Source organism: Salegentibacter salegens (assembly GCF_900142975.1).
GTDB lineage: Bacteria > Bacteroidota > Bacteroidia > Flavobacteriales > Flavobacteriaceae > Salegentibacter > Salegentibacter salegens.
On sequence record NZ_LT670848.1, the window covers coordinates 2,545,421 to 2,568,714 of the forward strand.

The 23,294-nt window shown below is 37.3% G+C and carries 28 protein-coding genes; 15 read left to right on the forward strand and 13 right to left on the reverse strand.

Translation table 11 applies throughout. The features are described from left to right. Positions 1–27: 27 nt before the first annotated feature. From B5488_RS11395 to B5488_RS11415, 5 genes are all read left to right on the forward strand, one after another. Positions 28–549, forward strand: coding sequence for a GNAT family N-acetyltransferase (locus B5488_RS11395; RefSeq protein ID WP_079735375.1), 522 nt, complete (start codon positions 28–30; stop codon positions 547–549). A gap of 79 nt (positions 550–628) precedes the next feature. After that, on the forward strand, positions 629–1,957 hold the full coding sequence (locus tag B5488_RS11400; protein WP_079735376.1) for an MATE family efflux transporter: 1,329 nt from the start codon (positions 629–631) through the stop codon (positions 1,955–1,957). Positions 1,958–2,123: 166 nt separating this feature from the next. Next, positions 2,124–2,891, forward strand: coding sequence for an enoyl-CoA hydratase/isomerase family protein (locus B5488_RS11405; protein ID WP_079735377.1), 768 nt, complete (start codon positions 2,124–2,126; stop codon positions 2,889–2,891). A gap of 4 nt (positions 2,892–2,895) precedes the next feature. After that, the gene (locus tag B5488_RS11410) at positions 2,896–3,075 is read left to right on the forward strand and encodes an LPXTG cell wall anchor domain-containing protein (protein ID WP_079735378.1); all 180 of its coding nucleotides are present in this window, start codon (positions 2,896–2,898) and stop codon (positions 3,073–3,075) included. 107 nt (positions 3,076–3,182) lie between these two features. Next, positions 3,183–3,371: a hypothetical protein gene (locus tag B5488_RS11415; protein WP_079735379.1), complete on the forward strand. Its 189-nt coding sequence runs from the start codon at positions 3,183–3,185 to the stop codon at positions 3,369–3,371. Positions 3,372–3,585: 214 nt separating this feature from the next. Here B5488_RS11415 and B5488_RS11420 read toward each other — a convergent pair whose 3' ends face one another. Continuing rightward, positions 3,586–4,248 (reverse strand): 2OG-Fe(II) oxygenase, encoded by a 663-nt coding sequence (locus tag B5488_RS11420; RefSeq protein ID WP_170065271.1) that lies wholly within the window; start codon positions 4,246–4,248, stop codon positions 3,586–3,588. 94 nt (positions 4,249–4,342) lie between these two features. Here B5488_RS11420 and B5488_RS11425 point away from each other — a divergent pair, with 94 nt between their 5' ends. The 4 genes from B5488_RS11425 (at position 4,343) to B5488_RS11440 (ending at position 6,273) form a co-directional block, all read left to right on the forward strand. Beyond that, entirely contained in the window at positions 4,343–4,795 is a 453-nt protein-coding gene (locus B5488_RS11425) for a 6-pyruvoyl trahydropterin synthase family protein (RefSeq protein WP_079735380.1), read from the forward strand. Between the two features lie 115 nt (positions 4,796–4,910). Next, positions 4,911–5,675: a UDP-2,3-diacylglucosamine diphosphatase gene (locus tag B5488_RS11430; RefSeq protein WP_079735381.1), complete on the forward strand. Its 765-nt coding sequence runs from the start codon at positions 4,911–4,913 to the stop codon at positions 5,673–5,675. Between the two features lie 80 nt (positions 5,676–5,755). Beyond that, positions 5,756–6,007, forward strand: a complete 252-nt coding sequence (locus B5488_RS11435; protein ID WP_079735382.1) for a hypothetical protein — start codon at positions 5,756–5,758, stop codon at positions 6,005–6,007. Further along, positions 6,004–6,273: a plasmid stabilization protein gene (locus B5488_RS11440; RefSeq protein ID WP_079735383.1), complete on the forward strand. Its 270-nt coding sequence runs from the start codon at positions 6,004–6,006 to the stop codon at positions 6,271–6,273. The genes B5488_RS11435 and B5488_RS11440 overlap by 4 nt, the downstream gene beginning before the upstream one ends. A 69-nt stretch (positions 6,274–6,342) precedes the next feature. Here B5488_RS11440 and B5488_RS11445 read toward each other — a convergent pair whose 3' ends face one another. The 3 genes from B5488_RS11445 to recJ all read right to left on the reverse strand — a co-directional run bounded on the left by B5488_RS11445 (position 6,343) and on the right by recJ (position 8,638). Then, positions 6,343–6,603, reverse strand: a complete 261-nt coding sequence (locus tag B5488_RS11445) for a Txe/YoeB family addiction module toxin (RefSeq protein WP_079735384.1) — start codon at positions 6,601–6,603, stop codon at positions 6,343–6,345. Then, positions 6,603–6,851 carry a type II toxin-antitoxin system Phd/YefM family antitoxin gene (locus tag B5488_RS11450; protein WP_079736597.1) on the reverse strand — a complete coding sequence of 83 codons (249 nt, stop codon included), beginning with the start codon at positions 6,849–6,851 and terminating at the stop codon, positions 6,603–6,605. The genes B5488_RS11445 and B5488_RS11450 overlap by 1 nt, the downstream gene beginning before the upstream one ends. A gap of 92 nt (positions 6,852–6,943) precedes the next feature. Next, entirely contained in the window at positions 6,944–8,638 is a 1,695-nt protein-coding gene (gene recJ / locus B5488_RS11455; RefSeq protein WP_079735385.1) for a single-stranded-DNA-specific exonuclease RecJ, read from the reverse strand. A gap of 132 nt (positions 8,639–8,770) precedes the next feature. On the opposite strand from recJ, the gene ade reads away from it, so the two are divergent. Then, positions 8,771–10,402, forward strand: a complete 1,632-nt coding sequence (gene ade, locus B5488_RS11460; protein ID WP_079735386.1) for an adenine deaminase — start codon at positions 8,771–8,773, stop codon at positions 10,400–10,402. A gap of 69 nt (positions 10,403–10,471) precedes the next feature. Here the strand turns inward: ade and rsmI are convergent, their stop codons facing one another. Together rsmI and B5488_RS11470 are read right to left on the reverse strand one after the other, a co-directional pair. Then, positions 10,472–11,146, reverse strand: coding sequence for a 16S rRNA (cytidine(1402)-2'-O)-methyltransferase (gene rsmI / locus B5488_RS11465; protein ID WP_079735387.1), 675 nt, complete (start codon positions 11,144–11,146; stop codon positions 10,472–10,474). A gap of 10 nt (positions 11,147–11,156) precedes the next feature. After that, positions 11,157–11,951 (reverse strand): hypothetical protein, encoded by a 795-nt coding sequence (locus tag B5488_RS11470; protein WP_079735388.1) that lies wholly within the window; start codon positions 11,949–11,951, stop codon positions 11,157–11,159. 196 nt (positions 11,952–12,147) lie between these two features. Here B5488_RS11470 and B5488_RS11475 point away from each other — a divergent pair, with 196 nt between their 5' ends. The 5 genes from B5488_RS11475 to B5488_RS11495 all read left to right on the forward strand — a co-directional run bounded on the left by B5488_RS11475 (position 12,148) and on the right by B5488_RS11495 (position 17,975). Beyond that, positions 12,148–12,795, forward strand: coding sequence for a thymidine kinase (locus B5488_RS11475; protein WP_079735389.1), 648 nt, complete (start codon positions 12,148–12,150; stop codon positions 12,793–12,795). Then, positions 12,788–13,894 (forward strand): alanine racemase, encoded by a 1,107-nt coding sequence (alr, locus tag B5488_RS11480; RefSeq protein WP_079735390.1) that lies wholly within the window; start codon positions 12,788–12,790, stop codon positions 13,892–13,894. Before B5488_RS11475 ends, alr begins: the two co-directional genes overlap by 8 nt. A gap of 68 nt (positions 13,895–13,962) precedes the next feature. After that, complete coding sequence (gene mscL, locus B5488_RS11485; protein WP_079735391.1) at positions 13,963–14,397, forward strand: large conductance mechanosensitive channel protein MscL; 435 nt, start codon at positions 13,963–13,965, stop codon at positions 14,395–14,397. Positions 14,398–14,738: 341 nt separating this feature from the next. After that, positions 14,739–15,728 (forward strand): aspartate-semialdehyde dehydrogenase, encoded by a 990-nt coding sequence (locus B5488_RS11490; RefSeq protein WP_079735392.1) that lies wholly within the window; start codon positions 14,739–14,741, stop codon positions 15,726–15,728. Between the two features lie 90 nt (positions 15,729–15,818). Continuing rightward, positions 15,819–17,975 (forward strand): prolyl oligopeptidase family serine peptidase, encoded by a 2,157-nt coding sequence (locus B5488_RS11495; RefSeq protein WP_079735393.1) that lies wholly within the window; start codon positions 15,819–15,821, stop codon positions 17,973–17,975. A gap of 229 nt (positions 17,976–18,204) precedes the next feature. On the opposite strand, the gene B5488_RS11500 is transcribed toward B5488_RS11495, so the two are convergent. The 7 genes from B5488_RS11500 to B5488_RS11530 all read right to left on the reverse strand — a co-directional run bounded on the left by B5488_RS11500 (position 18,205) and on the right by B5488_RS11530 (position 23,193). After that, positions 18,205–18,531 carry an HAD family hydrolase gene (locus B5488_RS11500; RefSeq protein ID WP_079735394.1) on the reverse strand — a complete coding sequence of 109 codons (327 nt, stop codon included), beginning with the start codon at positions 18,529–18,531 and terminating at the stop codon, positions 18,205–18,207. Then, a complete protein-coding gene (locus tag B5488_RS17985) occupies positions 18,492–18,806 on the reverse strand; it encodes a hypothetical protein (protein ID WP_079735395.1) in 315 nt (104 codons plus the stop codon). The genes B5488_RS11500 and B5488_RS17985 overlap by 40 nt, the downstream gene beginning before the upstream one ends. Positions 18,807–18,912: 106 nt before the next feature. Then, entirely contained in the window at positions 18,913–20,010 is a 1,098-nt protein-coding gene (locus tag B5488_RS11510; RefSeq protein WP_079735396.1) for a glycosyltransferase family 9 protein, read from the reverse strand. A 19-nt stretch (positions 20,011–20,029) separates the two neighbouring features. Beyond that, positions 20,030–20,635 (reverse strand): DUF4254 domain-containing protein, encoded by a 606-nt coding sequence (locus tag B5488_RS11515; RefSeq protein ID WP_079735397.1) that lies wholly within the window; start codon positions 20,633–20,635, stop codon positions 20,030–20,032. A gap of 3 nt (positions 20,636–20,638) precedes the next feature. Then, positions 20,639–21,637 carry a DNA adenine methylase gene (locus B5488_RS11520; RefSeq protein WP_079735398.1) on the reverse strand — a complete coding sequence of 333 codons (999 nt, stop codon included), beginning with the start codon at positions 21,635–21,637 and terminating at the stop codon, positions 20,639–20,641. Next, on the reverse strand, positions 21,634–22,269 hold the full coding sequence (locus tag B5488_RS11525; RefSeq protein ID WP_079735399.1) for a hypothetical protein: 636 nt from the start codon (positions 22,267–22,269) through the stop codon (positions 21,634–21,636). The genes B5488_RS11520 and B5488_RS11525 overlap by 4 nt, the downstream gene beginning before the upstream one ends. Continuing rightward, positions 22,270–23,193, reverse strand: coding sequence for a DUF6427 family protein (locus B5488_RS11530; protein WP_079735400.1), 924 nt, complete (start codon positions 23,191–23,193; stop codon positions 22,270–22,272). Positions 23,194–23,294 lie beyond the last annotated feature (101 nt).

Genomic DNA, 23,294 nt, shown 5'->3' on the forward strand with positions numbered 1-23,294 from the left:
AACTTTTATTTATTATTCTGAATAAAAATGATTAAAAAAGCAAGTTTAAAAGACCTCCCCAAGATCAAAAACCTAACGGAAGCCTGTGCTGAAGTGCTCCAACACCAAAATATTTTTCAATGGAATGAACATTATCCTTCCCGTGACAAACTTCAAAATGATGTTCAGAATAAAGAATTATATGTTTTTGAGGAAGAGAATATGATTATCGCCATTATTGTACTCACCTCAAAAATGGATGAAGTTTATCGCAGTATAAACTGGCTTAGCAAAACCGGCAATAATCTTTATGTTCACAGGCTCGCTACACACCCAAATTACTGGGGGAAAGGCTACGCCAGGAAAATGATGGATTTTGCCGAAGAATTTGCAACAAGTCAAAATTTCAGTTCCATAAGATTAGATACTTTCAGCAAAAACAAACGAAATCAAAAATTCTACGAAGCTCGTGATTATACAAAACTTGGTGATGTCTATTTTCCGCATAAAAATGAACATCCTTTTCACTGCTACGAAAAACTAATAGCAACTACTTTAAATGAAAATTGAGAAAAACCCTTAAGAAATCAATGTTGCGATGAGGCTTTACAATAAAGCATTCTATATTTGCTGCTGAAAAAGCCAATTTTTGGAATCTGCTGTAAGTTTTAAAAATATAAACCGAATTGCCATTCCCGCAATTATTGCCGGAATTGCCGAACCTCTAATTTCCCTTACCGATATTGCGATAATTGGAAATGTAGAAAACAATTCGGTTGAAGCCCTTGCTGCGGCAGGAATTGTAGGTTCCTTTCTATCGGCCATTATTTGGATCGTTGCGCAAACCAAAACCGCCATTTCGGCTATTGTTTCTCAACATTTGGGCGCCAACAGGCTGCACGCGGTAAAAACGCTTATTCCGCAGGCCATATATTTCAATTTTGCTTTTAGCCTGGTGATCTATGCTACCACCGCTTTTTTCGCAGAAGCAATTTTTAGTGCCTACAACGCCGAAGGTTTGATCTTACAGTATTCTGAAGACTATTATCAAATCCGAGCCTTGGGTTACCCATTAACTTTGGTGACTTTTGCCATTTTTGGCGTTTTTAGAGGATTACAGAACACACTTTGGGCGATGAAATGCAGCCTGGCCGGTGCTGCTGTAAACGTAGGATTGGATTTTCTGTTGGTTTACGGCGTTGACGGACTTATTCCTGCAATGCATCTTAAAGGCGCTGCTTATGCCAGCCTCGCAGCTCAGTCTACAATGCTAGTGATGGCACTATGGTTTTTCTTTAAAAAAACGCCTTTTCACCTAAAACTAAGTTTAAATATAAATCCGCGCTTAAAGGGACTTTTGCTTATGGCAGCCAATCTTTTTGTAAGAACGGCCGCCTTAAATTTCGCCATTTACCTTGCAAATGCCTACGCCACCGATTATGGGAAAAACTACATCGCGGCTCAAAGTATTCTGATGAATATCTGGCTTTTCTTTAGCTTTTTCATAGATGGTTATGCGAACGCCGGGAATGCGATTGGCGGGAAATTACTCGGTGCCCGTGATTACAGAAACTTATGGGAACTCAGTAAAAAAATAAGCAAATATGCGGTCCTAATCGCTTTTATGCTAATGGCCATTTGCGGACTTTTCTACAACCAAATTGGATTGGTTTTTAATAAAGATGTAAGCGTCCTGGCTATATTCTCATCGGTTTTCTGGATCGTTTTATTAATGCAACCTGTAAATGCCATCGCTTTTATGTTTGACGGGATTTTTAAAGGTTTGGGTGAGGCTAAATACCTTCGGAATCTACTGCTGGTAGCCACATTTCTTGGCTTTACTCCTGCCCTTTTAATTTCAGATTATTATGGTCTAAAACTCTACGGAATCTGGATCGCGTTTTTTGTCTGGATGCTTATTCGCAGTGCCGGTTTGGTGATTAAATTCCGAAGAAAATATTTACAAAAAGAAGTTTGATTCAGTTGGCAGTCACAGTGTGCAGTAGGCAGTTTAAGCTTTAACTTTGAATTCTTTACCACCGCTCAAGTTTTAAACAACAAATTCTAAATTTTAATCCAAAACTGGCAATATCAGTATTAAACTTTCTAAATTTGGTTATTCAGCTAATTGAAAAATCAATTTTATGTCTACCACACGAGAAAACGGCAGTTTATACACCAATATAGAAAACGGAATCGCGCATTTAGAATTTGGTCACCCGGCCAGTAATTCTTTCCCTTCAGACTTATTAGATCGGCTTGAGAAAGAGTTTCAGAAATTATCTGAAGACGACAGCGTAAAAGTGATTTTATTAAAATCTGAAGGAGAAAAAGCCTTTTGTGCAGGAGCCTCTTTTGACGAACTTGTAGCGATTGAAACTATGCAAGCCGGGAAATTATTCTTTTCGGGTTTTGCGAAAGTTTTAAATGCAATGCGAAAATGTAAAAAACTTATTGTTGGCCGAATCCAGGGAAAAACTGTTGGCGGTGGTGTTGGACTCGTTGCTGCTTGCGATTATGCAATGGCTACTGATGCTGCTGCGGTGAAACTTTCAGAAATTAGTATAGGTATTGGTCCGTTTGTAATTGCCCCGGCCGTAGAACGCAAAATTGGTGTTGGTGCGCTTGGGGAAATAAGCCTTGCTGCCCACGAATGGAAAAACGCTTATTGGGCCAAAGATAAAGGCTTATATGCTCGTGTGTTTGAAAGTCTAAAAGAGCTGGATAGGGAAGTAAGCATTTTTACCGAAAAACTGGCTTCTTACAATCCCGAAGCCCTATACGAAATGAAACAAATGCTTTGGAAAAATACAGACCACTGGGAGCAATTACTTCCAGAAAGAGCAGCCATCTCAGGAGAGTTAGTACTTTCAGATTTTACTAAAGCTGCTTTAGCTAAATATAAAAAATAAACATATGCTTTTACTTTATTTTGATAAAACCGGTGGCAAGGCTTATGACCTTGGTTATTCTATAGGTTATTTTATTGCTGAAAACCTGCTTTTTTTACTGCTGGGTATCCTAATATTTGCCGGACTGTTTGTTATTTTTCTTCGCAAAAAGATAAGAAATAATAAACGCCAGATTGAAAATTAGTTTAGATTTTCACCTAAAATTATCGTGGTTTCGGTATGCGGAAATTAGCATCCCTATAACAGAGTTCTTATTTAAAAAAGCTTAATTTCAACCTTAGAAACTAATTTATGAGTTTACCACAGCAACATTTACCAAAAGATCGTGATGCCACCCGGGAACAGGAATGGGGTTTTACCATTTGGGAATTTATTGCCGATAACTGGCTTTACCTGTTAGGTATTTTACTCATTCTTGCCATTTTCTTCTATGCGCGTTACAACTGGAGGAAAAGACAGGAGAAAAACAGGATGAACTAATGGGAGAAGATACCTGGGAATTTCTAAGTTTTTTAAGCGGAATGGGTTTTTGGCTAATTTTAGCCGTGGTTTTAATCGTGGTGGTACTTTATAAAAAATTCAACAAATAATTACCTCAGGATAAGTCCACGATGCATTAGACAGAAAACTATTGCTGATTTCGAGACATCCCGATGCTTCAGGAAGGAGAATTTAAATCTCGATTATCGAGTAATTATCGTGTTTTCAACCAACCGGTTATGCTAAGTCTTGCAGTTTTTACCGGTTTTACTTCGTGTTCCAGCACCTGACTTTCAAAAATCACTACGCGACCGGGCATTGGATAAATAGCTTTTGAAACCTCAACCCCGTTTTCTTCGGAATAAATTACTAATTCCCCACCATTTTCAGGCTTCCAGTCTTCTTCGTTTAAGTAACAAACCAGGGATAGTTTTCTCCTGCCGTCATTCTGAAACGTATCCAAATGACGCAGATAAAAAGTTCCTTCCGGATAAAGTGCATAATGGAATTCTTTAGTTAAAATCCCGAGGAAACAGGTTTTATTCAGGTAAGCTACCAGCGAATTTATTTTATTAAAAAACAGGCTTTCGGCTCTCCCGGCTTCGGCTTCATTAAGCCATAAAATAAAATCCCCACGAATAGATTTAGCAACCACTTCATTGGTTTTATTGCCAATAGCCGCCTTTTTGAATTGCGATTCCTCAAATTTCGATTTCAAGGAATCTTTAAGCATTGTAACTTCTTCAGTATCAAAAAAATCGTCTACAATACAGTATTGGTTTTCAACTAAATCGGTAATAATATTTTCGTAGAAAGGATTTTCTTTAAAATCCAGTTGTTCAAAGAGTTCGGTAGTGGTTTGTGCGTTCATCTTCATTAAAAAAGTGGACAAATATACAACAGAAAGTTATTTGCCACACCTAAAAAATATAACGCTAAAAAACCCTTAACTTTGCCAAAAATAACGCGAGATGAGCAAGATTAGAATTACCAAAAAGTTCTCTTTTGAAACTGGGCACGCACTCTACGGCTATGACGGGAAATGCCGAAATGTACACGGGCACAGCTATAAGCTAGATGTTTGTGTAATTGGCGAACCTATTACCGATAGTGACAATGTAAAGCTTGGGATGGTAATAGACTTTGGAGATTTGAAAAAGATCGTGAAATCTGAAATTGTAGACCAGTTTGACCACGCCACGGTTTTCAATAAAAACACGCCTCACGTAGAGCTTGCTAAAGAATTAAAAAATCGAGGTCACCATGTTATTTTGGTCGAATACCAACCCACCAGCGAAAATATGGTAGTTGATTTTGCTGAAAAAATACAGAAACATTTACCGGAACATATAAAACTCCACTCGCTAAAACTCCAGGAAACCGAATCCAGTTTTGCTGAATGGTTTGCAAGCGATCAAAATTAAGCACCTCAATCCCCGAAGAGGAATAGATTAAGACAGAAGGCTTAAAATCACAGGTTTTGAAAACCTGTGAGGTCTACAGCTAAATATTTATATTTACTTCTCATAATAATTATTAATGAACATTCCCGAAGGCAAAAAAGTTTATTTCTCCAGCGATAATCACCTTGGTGCACCTACACAAGAAGAAAGTAGACCAAGGGAAATAAGATTTGTAAAATGGCTGGATGAAATTAAGGAAGACGCAGCCGCTATTTTTCTTCTCGGCGATCTTTTTGATTTTTGGTTTGAATACAAACACGCCGTCCCTAAAGGTTTTGTACGGGTTTTAGGGAAACTGGCAGAAATTAAAGATAGCGGAATCCCGATTTATTTTTTTGTAGGGAATCACGATTTGTGGATGCAGGATTATTTTGAAGAGGAACTTAATATTCCGGTATTTCATAAGCCAAGGGAGTTTGAATTCAATAATAAAACTTTCCTTGTTGGCCACGGCGACGGACTCGGCCCGGGAGATCACGGCTACAAACGGATGAAAAAGGTTTTTACGAATCCGTTTTCTAAATGGCTTTATCGCTGGTTACATCCCGATTTGGGTATTCCGCTGGCGCAGTATTTTTCAGTAAAAAACAAAGCGATTTCAGGTGATCAGGAGCAAAAATTTTTAGGCGAAGAAAAAGAGTGGCTTATTCAATATTGCCGCCGAAAATTAGAAGAAAAACATTACGATTATTTCCTTTTTGGCCACCGGCATTTACCTCTGGAAATCGACTTAAACGGAAAATCTACATATATCAATACCGGCGACTGGATAGATTTTTACACTTATGCGGTTTTTGATGGGGAGAAGACTTCTTTAAAAAAATTATCTTCAACTAACTAATTATCAGTGAATTTGAAAAATTTCATTATCTTTTATTTTATACATTTGTATATTGTATACATTATATTAAAATACTCCAGATGAGAAAAAATATAGATATAGACGATCTTACTCTAAAAAAAATCAAACTGATTTCTGCTTACGAAAACATCAGCGTTAAAGCCCTTCTTGAAAAAGCCGTACATGCATTTGTAAAAAATAAAGAGCTGGAAAAATATGCTTCCCTTACTGATGAAGAAAAGGAAGATCTCGGACTATTAGCCCTGATGCAGCAAAACGACCCTGAAGATAATGTACCTGAAGAGGAAATTTTTAAACTACTAAAAGAATGATTTTAACTTATCATTCAAAATTTAAAAAAGACTTAGAAAAGCTTAAGGATAAGAAAACCAAAGCGACGCTTCTCAAAAAGATATTAGAGCTTAAAAATGCTTCTAATTTGGAAGAAGTAAACGGAATAAAAAAATTAAAAAATCATCCCAATGCTTATCGAGGAAGAATAAGAGACTACCGTTTGGGGTTCTATTTATTAGATAAGAACACGGCAAGTTTGCAACGTTTTGTAAAGCGTAATGATATTTACAAGCTTTTTCCTTGAAGATTGTTTGCAACTTATTTTAACATAAAAAAGGGTTGGAAAATTAGATTATACCGGACCTAAAACTATTTATTTCCAATAATGATAACGACAGGCAGCTATCATTAATTCGTCTTTTTCAAATTTATAAACCAGGCGATGTTCAGAAGTGATTCGCCTTGACCAATAACCTTGCAAATCTCCTTTTAAGGCTTCGGGTTTACCAATGCCTTCTTGTGGAGTTCGAAGACAACTTTTTATTAGCGTATTAATCCGCTTAAGAATCTTTTTATCCGCTTTTTGCCAGTACAGGTAATCTTCCCAGGAAGTTGAAGACCAAACCAACCGCATTACTCAATAAGATCTTTTCGAACACCTGAACCGGTTTCTAATTCCTGGATAGATTTCAATAAAACATCCCTATTCTTTCCGCTTAACAAATAAGTGGTTTCTTTAAGAGAATTATACTCATCAAGGGATATTAGAACAAGATCTTTACCTCCCTTACGCTTAATGATAACATCACTTACATCATCAATAACCTTATCAAACCAATATTTTAGGTTGGAACGAAAATTACTATAGTTCACTGTTTCCATATTACAAAAATACACAGAAGTACTTAAATAAGTACTTTTTATTTTAAGTTTAACACTAATATTAATTGATGAATTGCCTGGTTTAACAAGACCTATTCGCTGATATCCTTTAATTTTAACTGAATAGAAACGTTTCCATTCCATTCGTTTTCGTCTAAAGAATACACCGCTTTAAAAGTTTTCTTTTCTGAAATTGTTTCGAATTTCTCTCCCAGTCCAAAACCGATCATATCAAAGACTGCACGCTTACCTTTCTGTTTTACCTGGCATTTAAGATGTGCTTCATCTGCACCCACACATTTCCCATAACCTGTATCTGTGAGGCTTTGGGTCATAAAAACCGGACTCATATTCCCCGGACCAAAAGGAGCAAATTGCTTTAAGATTCTAAAGAATTTCGGAGTAATTTCATCCAGGTTAATTTCGGCATCTACAGCAATTTCAGGAGTTAGCAACCGCCTATCTATAGTTTCAGAAACCACCGATTCAAACTTCGCTTTAAAGTTTTCATATTCCGAAGCTTCTAAAGTCAATCCTGCCGCATATTTATGTCCGCCAAACTGCTCGATATGCTCCTTACAGGCTTCTAAAGCATTATAAACATCAAAACCCTTTACCGAGCGCGCTGAAGCTGCCAGTTTCTCACCGCTTTTTGTAAAAACCAGTGTGGGACGATAATAAGTTTCGGTTAAACGGGAGGCCACAATTCCAATCACACCTTTATGCCAGCCTTCGTGATAAACCACGGTACTATAACGTTCCTGTTCCTGCAATTCTTCAATTTGCCCAAGGGCTTCAATGGTAATCGCCTTATCGGTGGTTTTTCTTTCGGCGTTAAAATTCTCTATTTCACCAGCGAATTCCATAGCGGTAGCTTCGTCTTCTTCGGAAAGCAAATTCACCGCGTGCAAGCCGTGCTTCATTCTTCCGGCTGCATTTATACGCGGTGCGATAATAAAAACCACATCAGTAATCGTGAGTTTATCCTTTTTAACCTGGGCCAAAATCGCCTTAAAACCCATTCGAGGTGCCACGTTAATTACATTTAAACCGTGATAAGCCAGAATTCGATTTTCACCGGTAATCGGAACAATATCGGCCCCAATGGCGGTCGCAACAAGATCAAGATAAGGTAGCAAAACTTCGGGTGTTCCTCCTCTTTTAGTGTTTATAGCCTGAATCAATTTGAAACCAACGCCGCAACCGCAAAGTTCTTTATATGGATATTCGCAATCTTCCCGCTTGGGATCTAAAACCGCAACGGCTTGAGGAATGTTTTCTCCTGGACGGTGGTGATCACAGATAATAAAATCGATTCCTTTTTCAGCGGCATAAGCCACTTTATCAATGGCTTTTATTCCACAATCCAGGGCAACGATCAATGAAATCTCGTTATCGGCTGCAAAATCAATTCCCTGGTAAGAAATTCCGTAACCTTCAGTATACCTGTCCGGAATATAAGTAGCGATATTTGGGGTAAGGGTTTTTAAGTAAGAAGACATTAAAGCCACACTGGTAGTCCCGTCTACATCATAATCGCCATAAACCATAATATTTTCTTCGGAAGCGATTGCTTGCTGAATTCGGTTTACAGCCACATCCATATCCTTCATGAGGTATGGATCATGCAGCTCTTCCAGACGGGGCCTGAAAAACTTTTTTGCGGCTTCATAAGTCATTATTCCGCGCTGCACCAAAAGAGTCGCCACAGGCGTTTCCACCCCTAATTCTTCGGCAAGTTTATTAACAACTAAAGAATCGGGTTTAGGTTTTAAAGTCCAGCGCATCGTAAGTTTTTTTCAAAAATACGTATTGTATTTCAATACCAATAAGGGGGAATTCACTAAAACCAACTTTCTAAAAATTTCAGCAATTAATAATATTGCCTAATTTCACGCTTTAAGATTTATAGATAAAATATGATCAAAATTATACAAGGCCAGCTCGTAGATATTGAAAACAGGAAGATTTTTCCTGCGGAAATCAGCATCGAGAACGGAAAGATCACAAAGATTGAAGAAAAACAGCATGAAGTAAAAAGCTTTTTGCTTCCCGGGTTTATAGATGCGCATATACACATTGAAAGTTCTATGCTAGTACCAACCGAATTTGCCCGTTTGGCGGTAATTCACGGTACGGTGGCCACGGTTTCAGATCCTCACGAGATCGCGAATGTTTTAGGAAAGGAAGGCGTTAAGTTTATGATTGAAAACGGAAAGAAAAGTCCGTTGAAATTTAATTTCGGTGCACCTTCCTGTGTGCCTGCTACTAATTTTGAAACTTCGGGAGCAGTGATTAATGCTGAAGATATTAAAGATTTACTGGCTCTTCCAGAAATAAAATATCTCGCTGAGATGATGAATTATCCCGGAGTGATTTTTAAAGATGATGAAGTGTTGAAAAAAATTGCCTGGGCCAAACATTTTGATAAACCTACCGATGGCCATGCACCCGGATTACGCGGAGAAGACGCTAAAAAATATGCTGAAGCCGGTATTTCTACAGATCACGAATGTTATACCGCTGAAGAAGCCAAGGAAAAACTTGGTTTGAAAATGAAGATACTTATTCGGGAAGGCAGCGCGGCGAAGAATTTTGAGGCGCTTATAAATCTGCTGCCGGAACATTATAAAAACATGATGTTTTGCTCTGACGATAAGCACCCGGATGACCTGGTTTTAGGGCATATCAATCAGCTTTGTACAAGGGCGGTTGCTAAAGGCATAGATATTTTTAAGGTTCTGGAAGTCGCTTGTATTAATCCTGTAAATCATTATAATTTAGAAAGCGGACAATTAAAAGTAGGCGATCCCGCCGATTTTATCCTGGTAAAGGATCTTACCAGTTTTGAAGTTTTACAAACTTATATTGACGGAGAACTAGTTGCTGAAAATGGTAAGTCTCATATCAAATCTTCTCCATTTGAAAACCCGAATAATTTTAATACTTCTTACAAAACGCCTGAAGATTTTAAAGTAAACGCAGCTGGAAAAACCATAAAAGTCATCGAAGCGGTGGATGGGGAACTTATTACTAATGAATTTCAAGAGAAAGCGCTAGAAAAAGATGGAAATCTAGTTTCAGATATTGAAAATGATATTTTAAAAATCACTGTAGTAAACCGGTATGAAGACAAAGCCCCCGCAGTCGCTTTTATAAAGAATTTCGGACTAAAAAAAGGAGCAATTGCCAGCTCTGTAGCCCACGATTCGCATAACATTATCGCTGTTGGAACATCAGATAAGGAAATTTGCAACGCGGTAAATCTCATCATTAAACATAAAGGAGGAATTTGCGGCGTAAATGGAAATGAGCAAAAAGTACTTCCGCTTCCAATTGCCGGAATTATTAGCGATAAAGATGGTTGGGAAACCGGGAAATTATACCAGGAAATAGACGAAATGGCCAAAGATTTGGGCAGCACCCTAAAAGCTCCTTTTATGACGCTTTCCTTTATGGCTCTGTTAGTAATTCCCGATCTAAAACTTTCGGATAAAGGTTTATTCAGCGGAAAAAAGTTTGATTTTGTTGATTTAGTCAGTGATAAATAGTGAAAATAAAAGCGATCTGAAATATTGAATTCAAGTATTTTAGTCTTGGTTTCTTGATTCTTCAATTTTTCACTTCCCTTTTCCTGCTACCACAATCACGATTTCCCCTTTTGGTGGTTTATTGGTGTAGTGCTGAAGAACCTCAGCAGCCGTGCCGCGAATTGTTTCTTCGTGAAGTTTGGTGATTTCCCGGGAAACCGAAACCGGCCTGTCTTCCCCAAAAAACTCTGAAAAATGCTTTAGCGTTTTCAGCAATTTATGAGGCGATTCATAAAAAATCATAGTTCGGGTTTCTTCCGCAAGTAAGTTTAAGCGCGTTTGTCGGCCTTTTTTTACCGGTAAAAAACCTTCAAAAATGAATTTATCATTAGGAAAACCACTATTTACAAGTGCTGGAACAAAGGCTGTGGCGCCGGGAAGGCAATCTACTTCTATGCCGGCTTCAACACAGGCGCGGGTCAATAAAAATCCCGGATCAGAAATTGCGGGAGTTCCGGCATCACTTATTAGCGCGATATTTTCGCCGCTTTTAATACGCTCAACTATGTGATCTACTGTTTTATGTTCATTATGCATATGGTGACTTTGCATATGCGTACCAATGTCAAAATGCTTTAAAAGTTTCCCGCTATTTCGGGTGTCTTCGGCAAGAATAGTATCTACTCCTTTTAGCACTTTTACCGCCCTAAAAGTCATATCGTCCAAATTTCCTATTGGCGTTGGAACCAGGAATAATTTTCCCATTAAAGCGAATTTAATTACTGAATTTATTCTCTATTTTGGCCATAAATCGCTCTTCGTAATCTTCTTTTCCCTGCCAGTGATTATAATCTGGCTTCACCACCAACTGGATGAATTTTTGAGCTTCGTCTAAAGAACTAAAAGTGTTTAACTGGGAAAGTACCCTGTTATAATCTGAAGAATTTCCGTCGAAAAGATTTTTTATGAATGAAAGTCGTTCGTTAAGGCCAATATTGATTCCTTTCTTTAACCTGTCGTTTACAGATCTTGGTTTCTGCTCTTTTTGCCTGTTATTTAAAGGTTCAAAATCGGGGAGATTATCATAATCTACGCCAATATTTCTAAAATCGTTTTTAGGCGCTTCGGTTTTTGGCTTTGGTGGTTCTTCCTGCATTTGAAGAGACTGCTGTTGTGCAGGTGGCGCTTGTGGTTTAGGATTTGCCTGTTCTATAAGCTCATCTACGCGCTCAGATTCTGCAGGCATTTGCGCTACAATATCTTTTATTTTTTCGGTATTGGGTTCGGTAATTGCATCGGCATCTTCCCGGTATTCAGTTCCATCTGGAATATAATGAGTAGTTTCCTTTTCTACCGCTACTTTTTGTTGTTCTTTTTTCTCAATTTTAGAAGTTGGAGTGGCTTCCGGAGCTTGAAATGCTTCGAGATTTTGTTCGGTAAAATTCAATATTGAAAGTTGTTCATACAAAGTCGCCGCTTTTAATTTAAGCGCTTTGGTATCTAAATTTTCTTTTTCAGAAATTATTTCTTCGGCAAGTTTTACTAACTCTTTTTTAAGTCTGTTTTTCATTTTTCAGCAATATTTATGAACCCACTTTATATTTTAAAAGCCCTATCTTCTTTTCAGTTAACTTCTGCAAAAAAGATGCCTTTCTTTGCTTTAATAACTTTAGCGGTTAGCAATCGGCTATAGCTTGTATTTTTAATAAATTTGTTCCACCTTTATCAAAAAGGGTAAGTTCCCATTTCGATTTGAAAATTACAAAATGTTTCTCGAAAATACAGTAAATCACGAAGAGCAATTTGGCTGGATAGAAGTTATTTGCGGCAGTATGTTCTCTGGTAAGACCGAAGAACTAATTCGCCGTTTAAAAAGAGCCCAGTTCGCCAAACAAACCGTAGAAATCTTTAAACCCGCCATTGACACGCGTTATGACGAGGAAATGGTGGTTTCTCATGATTCCAATGAAATCAGGTCTACTCCCGTCCCTTCGGCTTCCAATATCAGGATTCTTGCCGATGGTTGTGATGTCGTAGGAATAGACGAAGCCCAGTTTTTTGATGATGAAATCGTTACCGTTTGCAACGATCTCGCAAATAGAGGAGTTCGGGTAATTGTGGCCGGATTGGATATGGATTTTAAAGGAAATCCCTTTGGCCCTATGCCCTATCTTATGGCTACTGCAGAATATGTAACTAAAGTACACGCAGTTTGCACCCGTACCGGGAACCTGGCACAATTTAGCTATAGAAAAGCTATTAATGACGATCTGGTTTTTCTTGGTGAAAACGAAGAATACGAACCTTTAAGCCGTGGCGCTTATTACAAAGCCATGCTTAGGGAAAGGGTTAAGAAATTAGATGTGAAAGATGCCGAAGAATTACAACCTAACCTAAAGAAAAAGAATGCCTAAAGCCGAAGAAACCGTTCTGGAAATAGACCTTAACGCCTTAGCTCATAATTTTAAAACCATAAAATATCAGTTAAAACCGGGTGTTAAATTTATGTCGGTTATTAAAGCTTATGCCTACGGAAATGATTCTGTAGCAATGGCTCATAAATTAGAAGAACTGGGCACCGATTATTTTGCGGTTGCTTATACCGAAGAAGGAATTCGTCTAAGAAAAGCGGGAATTAGTAAACCTATTTTAATTCTGCACCCACAGCCCGTAAATTATCCTGAAATAATTGAACATTGCCTGGAACCTAATTTATACAGCGCAAGAACGCTTCAGCTTTTTATAGATCTCGCTGAAAAGCAAAAACAGAAAGATTATCCGGTGCATCTAAAATTTAATACGGGAATGAACCGTCTTGGGTTTACAGAAGCCAATTATAATAATATTCCGGAGAAATTAAAGAAAACGAAATCGGTAAAAATAGCTTCGGCCTTTTCACATTTAGCAGCCAGCGAAGATTGGAAAGAGCGGGAATTTACGCTGTCTCAAATTTATAAATTTAAAGATCTGGCGGGTAAGCTTTTGGAAAAAATTGGCTACGAACCGCTTTTACATCTTTGTAATACTTCAGCGATTTTTAATTATCCTTCTGCCACTTTTTCTATGGTAAGAAGCGGTTTAGGACTTTATGGCTTCGCCAATGATGATAATCTCAACAAAAAACTTAAACCTGTTGGTACTTTCAAATCGGTTATTTCTCAAATTCAAAATTTAGAAGAAGGAGATACGGTGGGTTATGGCAGGGCTTTTAAAGCCGAAAAAACTACAAGAATAGCTACGCTTCCTGTTGGCCATGCCGATGGTATAAAACGTATTTACGGCCACGGAAAAGCCGGGGTTTTTATTAATGACGAATACGCTCCAATTGTTGGTAATGTTTGTATGGATATTATAATGGTAGACGTCACCCACATTGACTGTAAGGAAGGTGATGAAGTAATAATTTTTGGCGGCCCTCAAAATGTGCCCGAACTTTCAGCTAGGGGAGGTACAGTTTCTTATGAGCTTATTACCGGTATTTCCCAAAGGGTAAAACGCGTGATTATTCAGTAATTAATTGAATTATTATTTCCAGCCAACTATTGTAATTTGGCTAGTTACTAATCCAATCAGAATTTACCATGAGTTTTATCCAGGATTTTAAAAAGTTTATGCTCAAGGGCGATATTATAGCCCTTGCTACTGCAGTGGTGATAGGTGCCGCTTTCAATAAAATAATTGCTTCTGTAGTGGCCGATGTTATTATGCCCATTATTGGTTTAATAACCGGGGGCACAGATTTTACTCAAAAATTTATTGCTTTAGACGGAGTTCCGTATGAAAGTCTTGAAGCGGCAAAAGAAGCTGAAGCCGCTGTAATTACCTACGGAAATTTAATAGACACCATTATTCATTTTATAATCGTCGCATTTTTTATATTTTTGGTATTACGGGCTTACGAAAAGACCAAAAAGGAAAAGGAAGCACCAAAATTGGTGGAGCCAAAAGGACCAAGCCAGGAAGATTTGCTTACCCAAATTAGGGATGAGCTAAAAAAACAGAACAGTACGACTTAAAATTTTTAAAGATACGAGCACCGCTATACTGCTCATTTTAAATAAATCGTAATTTAATCAAACCCCACAGGAAACTGTGGGGTCTTTTTTTAACGAAAAACACGAATTAGTTTAAAAACAATAATTCTTTTCAATTTTAAAGGCTGAGTATGGGTTAGTTAAGTGCAGTGTGATAAATTTGCGGCTGATAAAATTAACAGGTTTCAAAAGCTGTTAATCAAAGTTTGAAAAAAGCATAATAGTTTCCTGCCGAAGTTTATACTGAGCGTAGTGGAAGTGCGGAAAAGACAAAAGAAAAATTAATAGATTCCCGTCTTCAAGGGAATGACAAAAATTAAGTTATGAGAATAGCAGTTGTAGGCGCTACCGGAATGGTAGGCGAAATCATGTTGAAAGTATTGGCCGAAAGGAATTTTCCGGTTACCGAATTATACCTGGTAGCTTCTGAAAGGTCAGTTGGGAAAAAGATCAATTTCAAAGGGAAAGACTATGAAGTAATCGGCCTGCAAACCGCAGTAGATCTTAAACCGGATATTGCTTTATTTTCAGCCGGCGGAGAAACGTCTTTAGAATGGGCTCCAAAATTTGCCGAAAATGGAACAACGGTAGTAGATAATTCTTCGGCCTGGAGAATGGATGAAACCAAAAAATTGGTTATTCCGGAGATTAATGCTTCAGAATTAACTAAAGAAGACAAAATTATTGCCAATCCAAACTGTTCTACCATCCAGTTATTAATGGCTTTAAAACCGCTGCACGATGCTTTCAAAATTAAAAGGGTTATCGTTTCCACTTACCAGTCTATTACCGGTACCGGCGTAAAAGCGGTGGAGCAACTGGAAAATGAATATAAAGGTGAAAAAGGAGAAATGGCCTATCCTTATCCTATTCATAAGAATGCATTACCGCATTGCGATGTGTTTCAGGATAACGGGTACACTAAAGAAGAGATGAAACTCACCAAAGAAACTAAAAAGATCCTTGGAGATGAATCGGTATTGGTGAGTGCTACCGCGATTAGAATTCCCGTGGTTGGCGGGCATTCAGAATCAGTGAACATTGAATTTGAAAATGAATTTAATGAAGATGAAGTAAGAAAAATTCTAAGTCAATTTCCCGGGGTAACCGTACAGGACAATCCCGATACCAACACTTACCCGATGCCTATTTATGCTGAAGGAAAAGATGATGTATTTGTGGGCAGGATCCGCAGGGACTATTCGCAACCTAAAAGTTTAAATATGTGGGTGGTAGCCGATAATCTTAGAAAAGGTGCAGCTACCAATACCGTACAAATTGCCGAATACCTGATTAAAAATAAATTGGTGTAAGCGGTAGCAAACAAAAATCTAACTAATGCCTGTAAAATTGTAACTTACAGGCATTTTTTAGTACTAACTGTTTGTATCAAAACATAATTTATGAAAAAAACATTACCGGGAATTTTTGCACTCGCCGTCCTGGCATCCTGCAACGATTCTAAATCAGAAAAAGAAATCAGTTTGAATTATCCTGAAACCAAAAAAGTAGATACGGTAACCGATTATTTTGGAACCGAAGTAAAAGATCCATACCGCTGGTTGGAAGACGATCGTAGCGAAGAAACCGAAGATTGGGTAAAAGCCCAAAACGAGGTGACTTTTGATTTTCTAAACAGTATTCCGTATAAAAAAGAGCTTGAAAAAAGACTTTCTGAAATATGGAATTATGAAAAAATAAGTGCCCCTTTTGAAGAAGGCGATTACACCTATTTCTATAAAAACGATGGTTTACAAAATCAATATGTTGTTTATAGAAAAAAAGGAGAAGATGGTGAAACAGAAGTTTTCCTGGATCCTAATAAATTTAGTGAAGATGGGACTACTTCCCTTGCCGGATTAAGTTTCTCTAAAGATGGCAGTAAAGCCGCTTATGCAATTTCTGAAGGAGGTAGCGATTGGAGAAAAATAATCATTATAGATGCCGAAAATAAAGAACGTGTAGAAGATACCATTCAAAATGTAAAATTCAGTGGAATTTCCTGGAAAGGCAACGAAGGCTTTTATTATTCCAGCTACGAAAAACCAGAAGGCAGCGAGCTTTCGGCAAAAACAGATCAACATAGGTTATTTTACCATAAACTGGGAACTTCACAAAGCGAAGACAAAGTTATTTTTGGAGATTCTGAAGAACAAAAACATCGTTACGTAGGCGGTGGCGTTTCAGAAGACGACCGATTTTTATTTATTTCCGCTAGAAATTCCACTTCCGGAGGAAAACTTTTTATGATGGATCTTTCTAAAGAAAATCCTGAACTGGTTACTATTTTAGATCACGAAGACACCGATAGCTACGTAATTACCAACGAAGACAGTAAACTGTTTATCGTTACCAATATGGATGCGCCCAATCGTAAGGTTATAACTGTAGATGCTGCAAATCCTTCTCCTGAAAACTGGGAAGATTTTATTCCTGAAACCGAAAACGTATTAAGCCCTTCTACCGGCGGCGGCTATTTCTTTGCCGAATATATGGTAGACGCGGTTTCTGAAGTAAAACAATATGATTATAAAGGAGAGTTAGTTCGTGAAGTTGAACTTCCGGGAATTGGTTCTGCAGGCGGATTTGGTGCTAAAAAGGAAAAAGAAGAATTGTATTATTCCTTTACAAATTATGTGACTCCAGGTACCATCTACAAATACAATATTGAAGAAGGAACTTCTGAGGTTTATAACAAACCAAATATAAAATTCAATCCAGAAGATTACGAAAGCAAGCAGGTTTTTTATACCTCGAAAGACGGGACAAAAGTTCCTATGATTATCACCCACAAAAAAGGCCTTGAGCTTAACGGTAAGAACCCAACGATGCTTTATGGCTATGGTGGATTCAATATTAGTTTAACGCCTTCTTTTAGCACTGCAAATGCGATTTGGATGGAACAGGGCGGAGTTTATGCCGTGCCAAACCTTAGAGGTGGTGGTGAATATGGTAAAGAATGGCACGATGCCGGTATTAAACTGAAAAAACAAAACGTTTTTGACGATTTTATCGCTGCCGCGGAATACCTAATTGAAGAGAATTATACCTCTAGCGATTACCTGGCCATTCGTGGTGGTTCTAACGGCGGACTTTTAGTTGGAGCAACAATGACGCAACGTCCAGATCTTATGAAAGTGGCCTTACCGGCTGTTGGAGTAATGGATATGCTACGTTATCATACTTTCACCGCCGGTGCAGGTTGGGCTTATGATTATGGAACCTCTGAGGATAGTGAAGAAATGTTTAAATACCTTCTTGAGTATTCACCGGTTCACAACCTTGAAGAAGGAACTGAATATCCCGCTACTTTGGTAACCACGGGAGATCACGACGATCGTGTGGTACCTGCACATTCTTTTAAATTCGCTGCCGACTTACAGGACAAGCAAGCTGGAGATAATCCTGCTTTAATCAGGATTGAAACCAAAGCCGGTCACGGTGCAGGGAAACCTACAAAAATGATCATTGAAGAATATGCCGATATTTTTGGCTTTACCCTTTACAATATGGGCTTTGATGTTTTACCTAATAAAGCTGAAGAAGAAGTAAAAGGATAATTTATTTTTAAGTTCAAACCTCACAGATTTATGAAACCTGTGAGGTTTTTATTAGAATACTGAGATTATCTAAAAGGCCTAATTTCTTCAAGCTGTCCCAGAGCTTCGGGATTGTTTCAGCTTCTAAGATGTTTTGATTGTCAATATTTTAGATTCTGAAATGAATTCAAAATGAACTGTGTTTAAAAACTTTTTAGAAAGCCTCTTTTATTTTAAAATATAGAAGTATCTATTCTGGTTTTTGTACCAATTTCAATTCTCCTTCCTCAAGCAAATAGCCTTTTTCCGCTTTATAAAGAATTTCCTCATCATCATCTGAATATGCTTCCAGAAGTTTGTATTCTCCGTCAATCTCAGCATTGAGACGTTTTACTTTTTCGGCATCATTACAGGTTTTACCTATAATTTTATAATCTTCATTTTCATATTTTGTGATAGTACCAATCACTTTTAAAGGTAAAAGTTCTTCCAGGTATTTCGTGTAGACTTCAAAACCGCCGGTAACTATATAAATCTTTATTCCGGCCTTATCTTTTTCTCGAATATCAGCCAGCATTTCTTCCCTAAATGTTCAGGAAATTCAATGTTCCAGAATTGCCTGGCATATTTTTCTACTTTCTCGGGTGGAAGTCTATTTAAATAATTATAAAAATTTTCTTTAAAATAGGTTTTGCTCATTATGCGCAGCTTTCCTAGCGCTTTTAGCCATCCTATTTGAAACAGATGCACTAGTTTATATCCTTTTTTATAGCAAATGAATTTGAAAAACTCATCTTTTGAAGACTTTTTATATAAGGTTTGGTTAAGGTCGTAAACTACAATCTTCTGCATCTTTCTAATGTTAGACTTATCTAAAGAAAGATACTAAGAATCATATTTCGATCATTAATTTTATCATTTTCTAAAGAAGAAATTAACCATATATAAAACTCGATCTTTAGAAAAGGACTTCTTCAATCTTTCTTGAAACACTTTTAGGGGGAATACTGCTTATGACATTTTCATAAGCTTCAGGAAATTTATTACCGTAAACGGAAGTCGGTATTTTTGGGTATTTATTTAGGTCGGGAAGCAAACTGTATTCCTGCGGCTGATTAAAAGGTCTAAAACCGGCATAAGGGTGTGTAACACCCCAAATACTAATCACCGGGATGCCGTACATCGCTGCCATATGGCCATTCCCACTGTCCATAGAAAGCATGGCATCCAGGTTTGAGATAAGTGCGAGTTCTTCTGCTAAAGTAAGTTTTCCGGCAATACTCAGGGTATTTTTAAATCTCGCCGCCCAGGTTTCCAGTTGTTGTTTTTCTTTATTTCCACCGCCAAAAAGCAAGACTTTAATTTTTGGATTTTCGTTTAATTTTCCTAAAACCTCTTCCATTAAAACTGCCGGATATGCTTTTGAATCATGCTGCGCAAAAGGAGCAATTCCCAGCCATTTTTTAGGCTCGGTGCCTACCAGGATTCTTATTTTTTCTGAAATCTTTTCTTTCTCTGGAAATTGATGAGTATTAAGATCTACAGGGTAACCCAAAGCATCAAAAACATCGGCATAGCGCTGCACGGTGGGTTTTAATTGTTTAAAAATTTTATTGTTTTCACGGGTGAGCGCTTTCTTTTCGCTTCTGCCTTTATCGATTTGCTTTACCGGAATCCCAAACATATAGAACACCGATTTCAGTACATTGCTACGCAGCACATCATGAAGATCGGCAACTTTATCAATTCCCATATCTCTTAAATCTTTTGCGAGCCGGCAAAGGCCAATTACACCGCTATGAATTCCGTTAACATCGGCTTCATAAACCGAAACCCGTGGAATGTCTTTAAACATTGGCTTAAAAAACCCACGGGTTAATACGCTAACTTTTAAATGAGGATAAGTGGCGGTTAAAACGCGTAAAACCGGTACCGTCATCGCCACATCGCCCATAGCCGATAAGCGAATAACCAAAATATGAGAAGACACCTCTGCCTGTGGAACCTCTCCCGAAAGGGGAGAATTTCTTTTATTAAAAGAGGTCTTCTTCTTCATTTTTAAACAATTTTAAGCGCTATTTTTTTCTTAAAACAGGATTTAACTCATCGTCATTATACATCTTCATTTGCCTGTAAACCTTCATATACTTTTTCCCCGCAGCAATATCTTCCAGCAACTGGTTTATTGCGGTAGAAAGGTCTACGCGCTGCTCCAGTAAAACATCAAGTTTAGCCTTGCATTTCATTTGGTGTTCTTGAGAGGCATCTTTCCGGTTGGCCTCCTCGTGCATATGGTAAATTTTCAATGCTAAAATTGAAAGTCTGTCAATGGCCCACGCCGGACTTTCAGAATTTATTGTAGCATCATCTTTTGGCTTAAGGTCTTTAAATTTTTCTAAAAAATAACTGTCAATATATTCCACTGTGTCGGTACGATCTTGATTTGACGCATCTATTTGGCGTTTTAGCGCCAGTGCATCTACAGGATCAATATGCTTATCGCGAATAATATCTTCATAATGCCACTGCACCGTGTCTATCCAGCATTTTCTGTATAACAAATGTTCAATCAATTCATTTTCGCTGTCGTACGGATTTGAAAACGGCTGCTCTACCGTATCTTTTTCGTGATATTTCGCTATTACTTCCTGAAAAATCTTATTCGCTTTATCTGAAAACATAAACTATCTTTTTTCTAAAATGTGTAAATATTCTGTTGTATTATTGGCCGTATGGTTTCGGTTTTCGGTTTTATCGGCTTTAAAACGCTGGTAATTTCTGGTTACCAGGTCGTAATTTCCAAAACGGCTCATTATTTTTTTTATTTCTGCTGAAGGCATTAAACCTTCGTTATTATAACTGAAAAAAATATACTTGAAATTTGCATTTTCAAGCAATTCTCGAAACGAATTTTCAACCTTTCCCCGGCTGCAATAATTTGATCGATAATAATCACGCAAGCCAGTTTTACCTTGTGGTGCAAAGGTATCATATTTTGCGATGGTATTTAAAATATGGTAGTTCGCGCCGTACTGCCGCGCATTGTAGGGCGGATCTAAATATAAAATATCGCCTTTAATTTCTTTAATTAATTGATTCGCATCTTTTTGAAAAACCTGGTGGGAATGTTCTGTAAAATCAAAGTTTGCTGGTCTTAATACTAATTCCTTCTGTGCCGAAAGTTTTACCTTTTTTAAAAATGCGCCATAGACTGAAGCGGTATTGGCCACTTTATCGGCACTTTCTAATAATGAAGCTAAAAGGAAAAAATACTGGTTTTCCCCTATATTTTTATTCAATTTCCAATTTTCTATTTGCTGTCTAATCGCGTCAATTTTCTTTCCATTTGCTTCAGAAAAATAAAGTCGGTTGGATTTTCCATTTTCGCTGTATTCTTCAAAAATAAAACCGGCTTTCCCTTCCTGATTATTTAGTTTAATAAGAAGATCTTCGGTATCTAATTTTTGATGATTTTCGATATAATTTTTCAGTAAAACATAACTATAAAACTCAGTATCATTAGCGATAACCGATTTTACCGAGGTTTTAAAATTGCGCCCCACGCTTCCGGTTCCGGCAAAGAGATCGCAAAATACCATTTGAGAAAGATTTGCGCCAACCACTTCTTTTACCGTAGATTTTATAAAATCGCCAAGCTTATGTTTAGAACCTATATAATTCATTTTGCTGCCCAGATCACATCAGCTAAAGTGGTTTTTCCTTGCTGAAATTGGAATTCTTTTAGTTGTGAATTTTCAAAAGTAGCAACATATTTTTCAATCACCTGCTTCAAAAAAGAAATTTCGGCTTTTAGTTTCCAGTGCTGCCCATCTTCAGCATAAACGATTAAGAATAATCGATTTTCAAGATGAAACCGGCTTTGTTTGCTTTGGTTTTTATACAACCAGGAAATCAAAGTTTCAGGATTATTTTTAGCAAATTCTAGTGTGCGATTAAAAGCTCTGGGGAAAACACTTGTTTTTAAATCGAAATCATTTCCGAAGAAACAAAAATCGATTTTCCGGTTTCTTGGATTTTTATTTGGAATAACTCCCTTCATTTCAGCAAAAATATATTCTACTGCCATCGCACTCCAGAAGTTATACCAGTGGTTACAGCAATATTGAAAAAATTCCTTTTCATCTAACTTTTCAGTAGCGATAATTAAGGCTATTTGTTCGTTTAATTTATCCCAACTTGAAGTTGAATAAACGAAGGCAGAAAGCCTGTCCCACGAATTATTTTGCTTACGAAACCAGCGATATTCGTATTTGCAGCGTTTTTTAAGTTCGTTCTCAATTGCCGGTAAATTCATTTAAAAAATAAAAGGAATACACAATGGCATTAAGATAAGCAAAACCAGTAAAACTTCCCGAAAGACTTTGTCCTCTCTTTGATCAAAATAAATTGAAGTGATTATACTTAACGGTACAAAAAAGAAAATAAGCTCGCTACCGTCTTTGGTAGGTGCAAAAATAGCAACCGCAACAGCCGTGAGTAAACTTAACAAAACCAGGTTTAAGGAAGGTTTCATAGAAACACTGGCCTTATTTACCACCGCAAAAAACTGCACAAGTGTCCAAAGTGCTAAAGTCAAAATAATACTTACGGGAATGAGGATTTCGAGATTTTGATAATTTGAATAATCAAAATTACTCCACTCAAACCATTGCGAAAACGTATAAAATTGGTCGTATGCGATAATATGAAAACTAAGCGTTAAAATCGCTACTGCTAAAGCCGCAATAGGCGGAATTAACCAGTTTTTAGGCTTTGGGAGATAATATAAGATTCCGGCATAAACCACCACCAGGAACAAAATAGACCAGAAATAAAAAAGTGAGGCGATACAAATCCAAAAAGTAGCATCAAAAACCTTTTTCTGCATTACTTTTTTAGATTTTAAGCTAATAATTCTTCTAAAAGCCAGTAGTACCAATAAATTGGCAAATATTACCTGATGATTTCTTAAAAGCGCAAAAAATGAAGCTGTAAAAATTGCAAAAAATAAAATTTTATAGGCGCTACGCTGGGTAAGTTCATTTTTCTTGGCAATGAAATTCAGGGTGAAAACACTTATTATTAGAGCTAATAAAACGGCCAGTTTTTCTAGAAAAACCAATAGATTAAAATCTATAAACCACTCCCTAAAATTGGCGATAATAAAAAATATGATGAGAAAAACTGTGATCGCAACCCCGTTTACCGGTTTTGATTTGCCAAAAAAGCTTGTTAGCATTGTGGTTTTTTATATTTTTGTAATCTTAAATATAACAAAGTTAGTTATTGAACGCCTTCAAAGGTATTTTAATATCGCTTTGAAATAATTTGAACTTAAAA

Excerpts from the sequence above, each read along its gene's own strand:
- B5488_RS11395 (WP_079735375.1), top strand. The coding sequence starts at position 28 with ATGATTAAAAAAGCAAGTTTAAAAGACCTCCCCAAGATCAAAAACCTA.
- B5488_RS11405 (WP_079735377.1), top strand. The coding sequence starts at position 2,124 with ATGTCTACCACACGAGAAAACGGCAGTTTATACACCAATATAGAAAAC.
- B5488_RS11410 (WP_079735378.1), top strand. The coding sequence starts at position 2,896 with ATGCTTTTACTTTATTTTGATAAAACCGGTGGCAAGGCTTATGACCTT.
- B5488_RS11415 (WP_079735379.1), top strand. The coding sequence starts at position 3,183 with ATGAGTTTACCACAGCAACATTTACCAAAAGATCGTGATGCCACCCGG.
- B5488_RS11420 (WP_170065271.1), bottom strand. The coding sequence starts at position 4,248 with ATGAAGATGAACGCACAAACCACTACCGAACTCTTTGAACAACTGGAT.
- B5488_RS11425 (WP_079735380.1), top strand. The coding sequence starts at position 4,343 with ATGAGCAAGATTAGAATTACCAAAAAGTTCTCTTTTGAAACTGGGCAC.
- B5488_RS11430 (WP_079735381.1), top strand. The coding sequence starts at position 4,911 with ATGAACATTCCCGAAGGCAAAAAAGTTTATTTCTCCAGCGATAATCAC.
- B5488_RS11435 (WP_079735382.1), top strand. The coding sequence starts at position 5,756 with ATGAGAAAAAATATAGATATAGACGATCTTACTCTAAAAAAAATCAAA.
- B5488_RS11440 (WP_079735383.1), top strand. The coding sequence starts at position 6,004 with ATGATTTTAACTTATCATTCAAAATTTAAAAAAGACTTAGAAAAGCTT.
- B5488_RS11445 (WP_079735384.1), bottom strand. The coding sequence starts at position 6,603 with ATGCGGTTGGTTTGGTCTTCAACTTCCTGGGAAGATTACCTGTACTGG.
- B5488_RS11450 (WP_079736597.1), bottom strand. The coding sequence starts at position 6,851 with ATGGAAACAGTGAACTATAGTAATTTTCGTTCCAACCTAAAATATTGG.
- recJ (WP_079735385.1), bottom strand. The coding sequence starts at position 8,638 with ATGCGCTGGACTTTAAAACCTAAACCCGATTCTTTAGTTGTTAATAAA.
- ade (WP_079735386.1), top strand. The coding sequence starts at position 8,771 with ATGATCAAAATTATACAAGGCCAGCTCGTAGATATTGAAAACAGGAAG.
- rsmI (WP_079735387.1), bottom strand. The coding sequence starts at position 11,146 with ATGGGAAAATTATTCCTGGTTCCAACGCCAATAGGAAATTTGGACGAT.
- B5488_RS11470 (WP_079735388.1), bottom strand. The coding sequence starts at position 11,951 with ATGAAAAACAGACTTAAAAAAGAGTTAGTAAAACTTGCCGAAGAAATA.
- B5488_RS11475 (WP_079735389.1), top strand. The coding sequence starts at position 12,148 with ATGTTTCTCGAAAATACAGTAAATCACGAAGAGCAATTTGGCTGGATA.
- alr (WP_079735390.1), top strand. The coding sequence starts at position 12,788 with ATGCCTAAAGCCGAAGAAACCGTTCTGGAAATAGACCTTAACGCCTTA.
- mscL (WP_079735391.1), top strand. The coding sequence starts at position 13,963 with ATGAGTTTTATCCAGGATTTTAAAAAGTTTATGCTCAAGGGCGATATT.
- B5488_RS11490 (WP_079735392.1), top strand. The coding sequence starts at position 14,739 with ATGAGAATAGCAGTTGTAGGCGCTACCGGAATGGTAGGCGAAATCATG.
- B5488_RS11495 (WP_079735393.1), top strand. The coding sequence starts at position 15,819 with ATGAAAAAAACATTACCGGGAATTTTTGCACTCGCCGTCCTGGCATCC.
- B5488_RS11500 (WP_079735394.1), bottom strand. The coding sequence starts at position 18,531 with ATGCTGGCTGATATTCGAGAAAAAGATAAGGCCGGAATAAAGATTTAT.
- B5488_RS17985 (WP_079735395.1), bottom strand. The coding sequence starts at position 18,806 with ATGCAGAAGATTGTAGTTTACGACCTTAACCAAACCTTATATAAAAAG.
- B5488_RS11510 (WP_079735396.1), bottom strand. The coding sequence starts at position 20,010 with ATGAAGAAGAAGACCTCTTTTAATAAAAGAAATTCTCCCCTTTCGGGA.
- B5488_RS11515 (WP_079735397.1), bottom strand. The coding sequence starts at position 20,635 with ATGTTTTCAGATAAAGCGAATAAGATTTTTCAGGAAGTAATAGCGAAA.
- B5488_RS11520 (WP_079735398.1), bottom strand. The coding sequence starts at position 21,637 with ATGAATTATATAGGTTCTAAACATAAGCTTGGCGATTTTATAAAATCT.
- B5488_RS11525 (WP_079735399.1), bottom strand. The coding sequence starts at position 22,269 with ATGAATTTACCGGCAATTGAGAACGAACTTAAAAAACGCTGCAAATAC.
- B5488_RS11530 (WP_079735400.1), bottom strand. The coding sequence starts at position 23,193 with ATGCTAACAAGCTTTTTTGGCAAATCAAAACCGGTAAACGGGGTTGCG.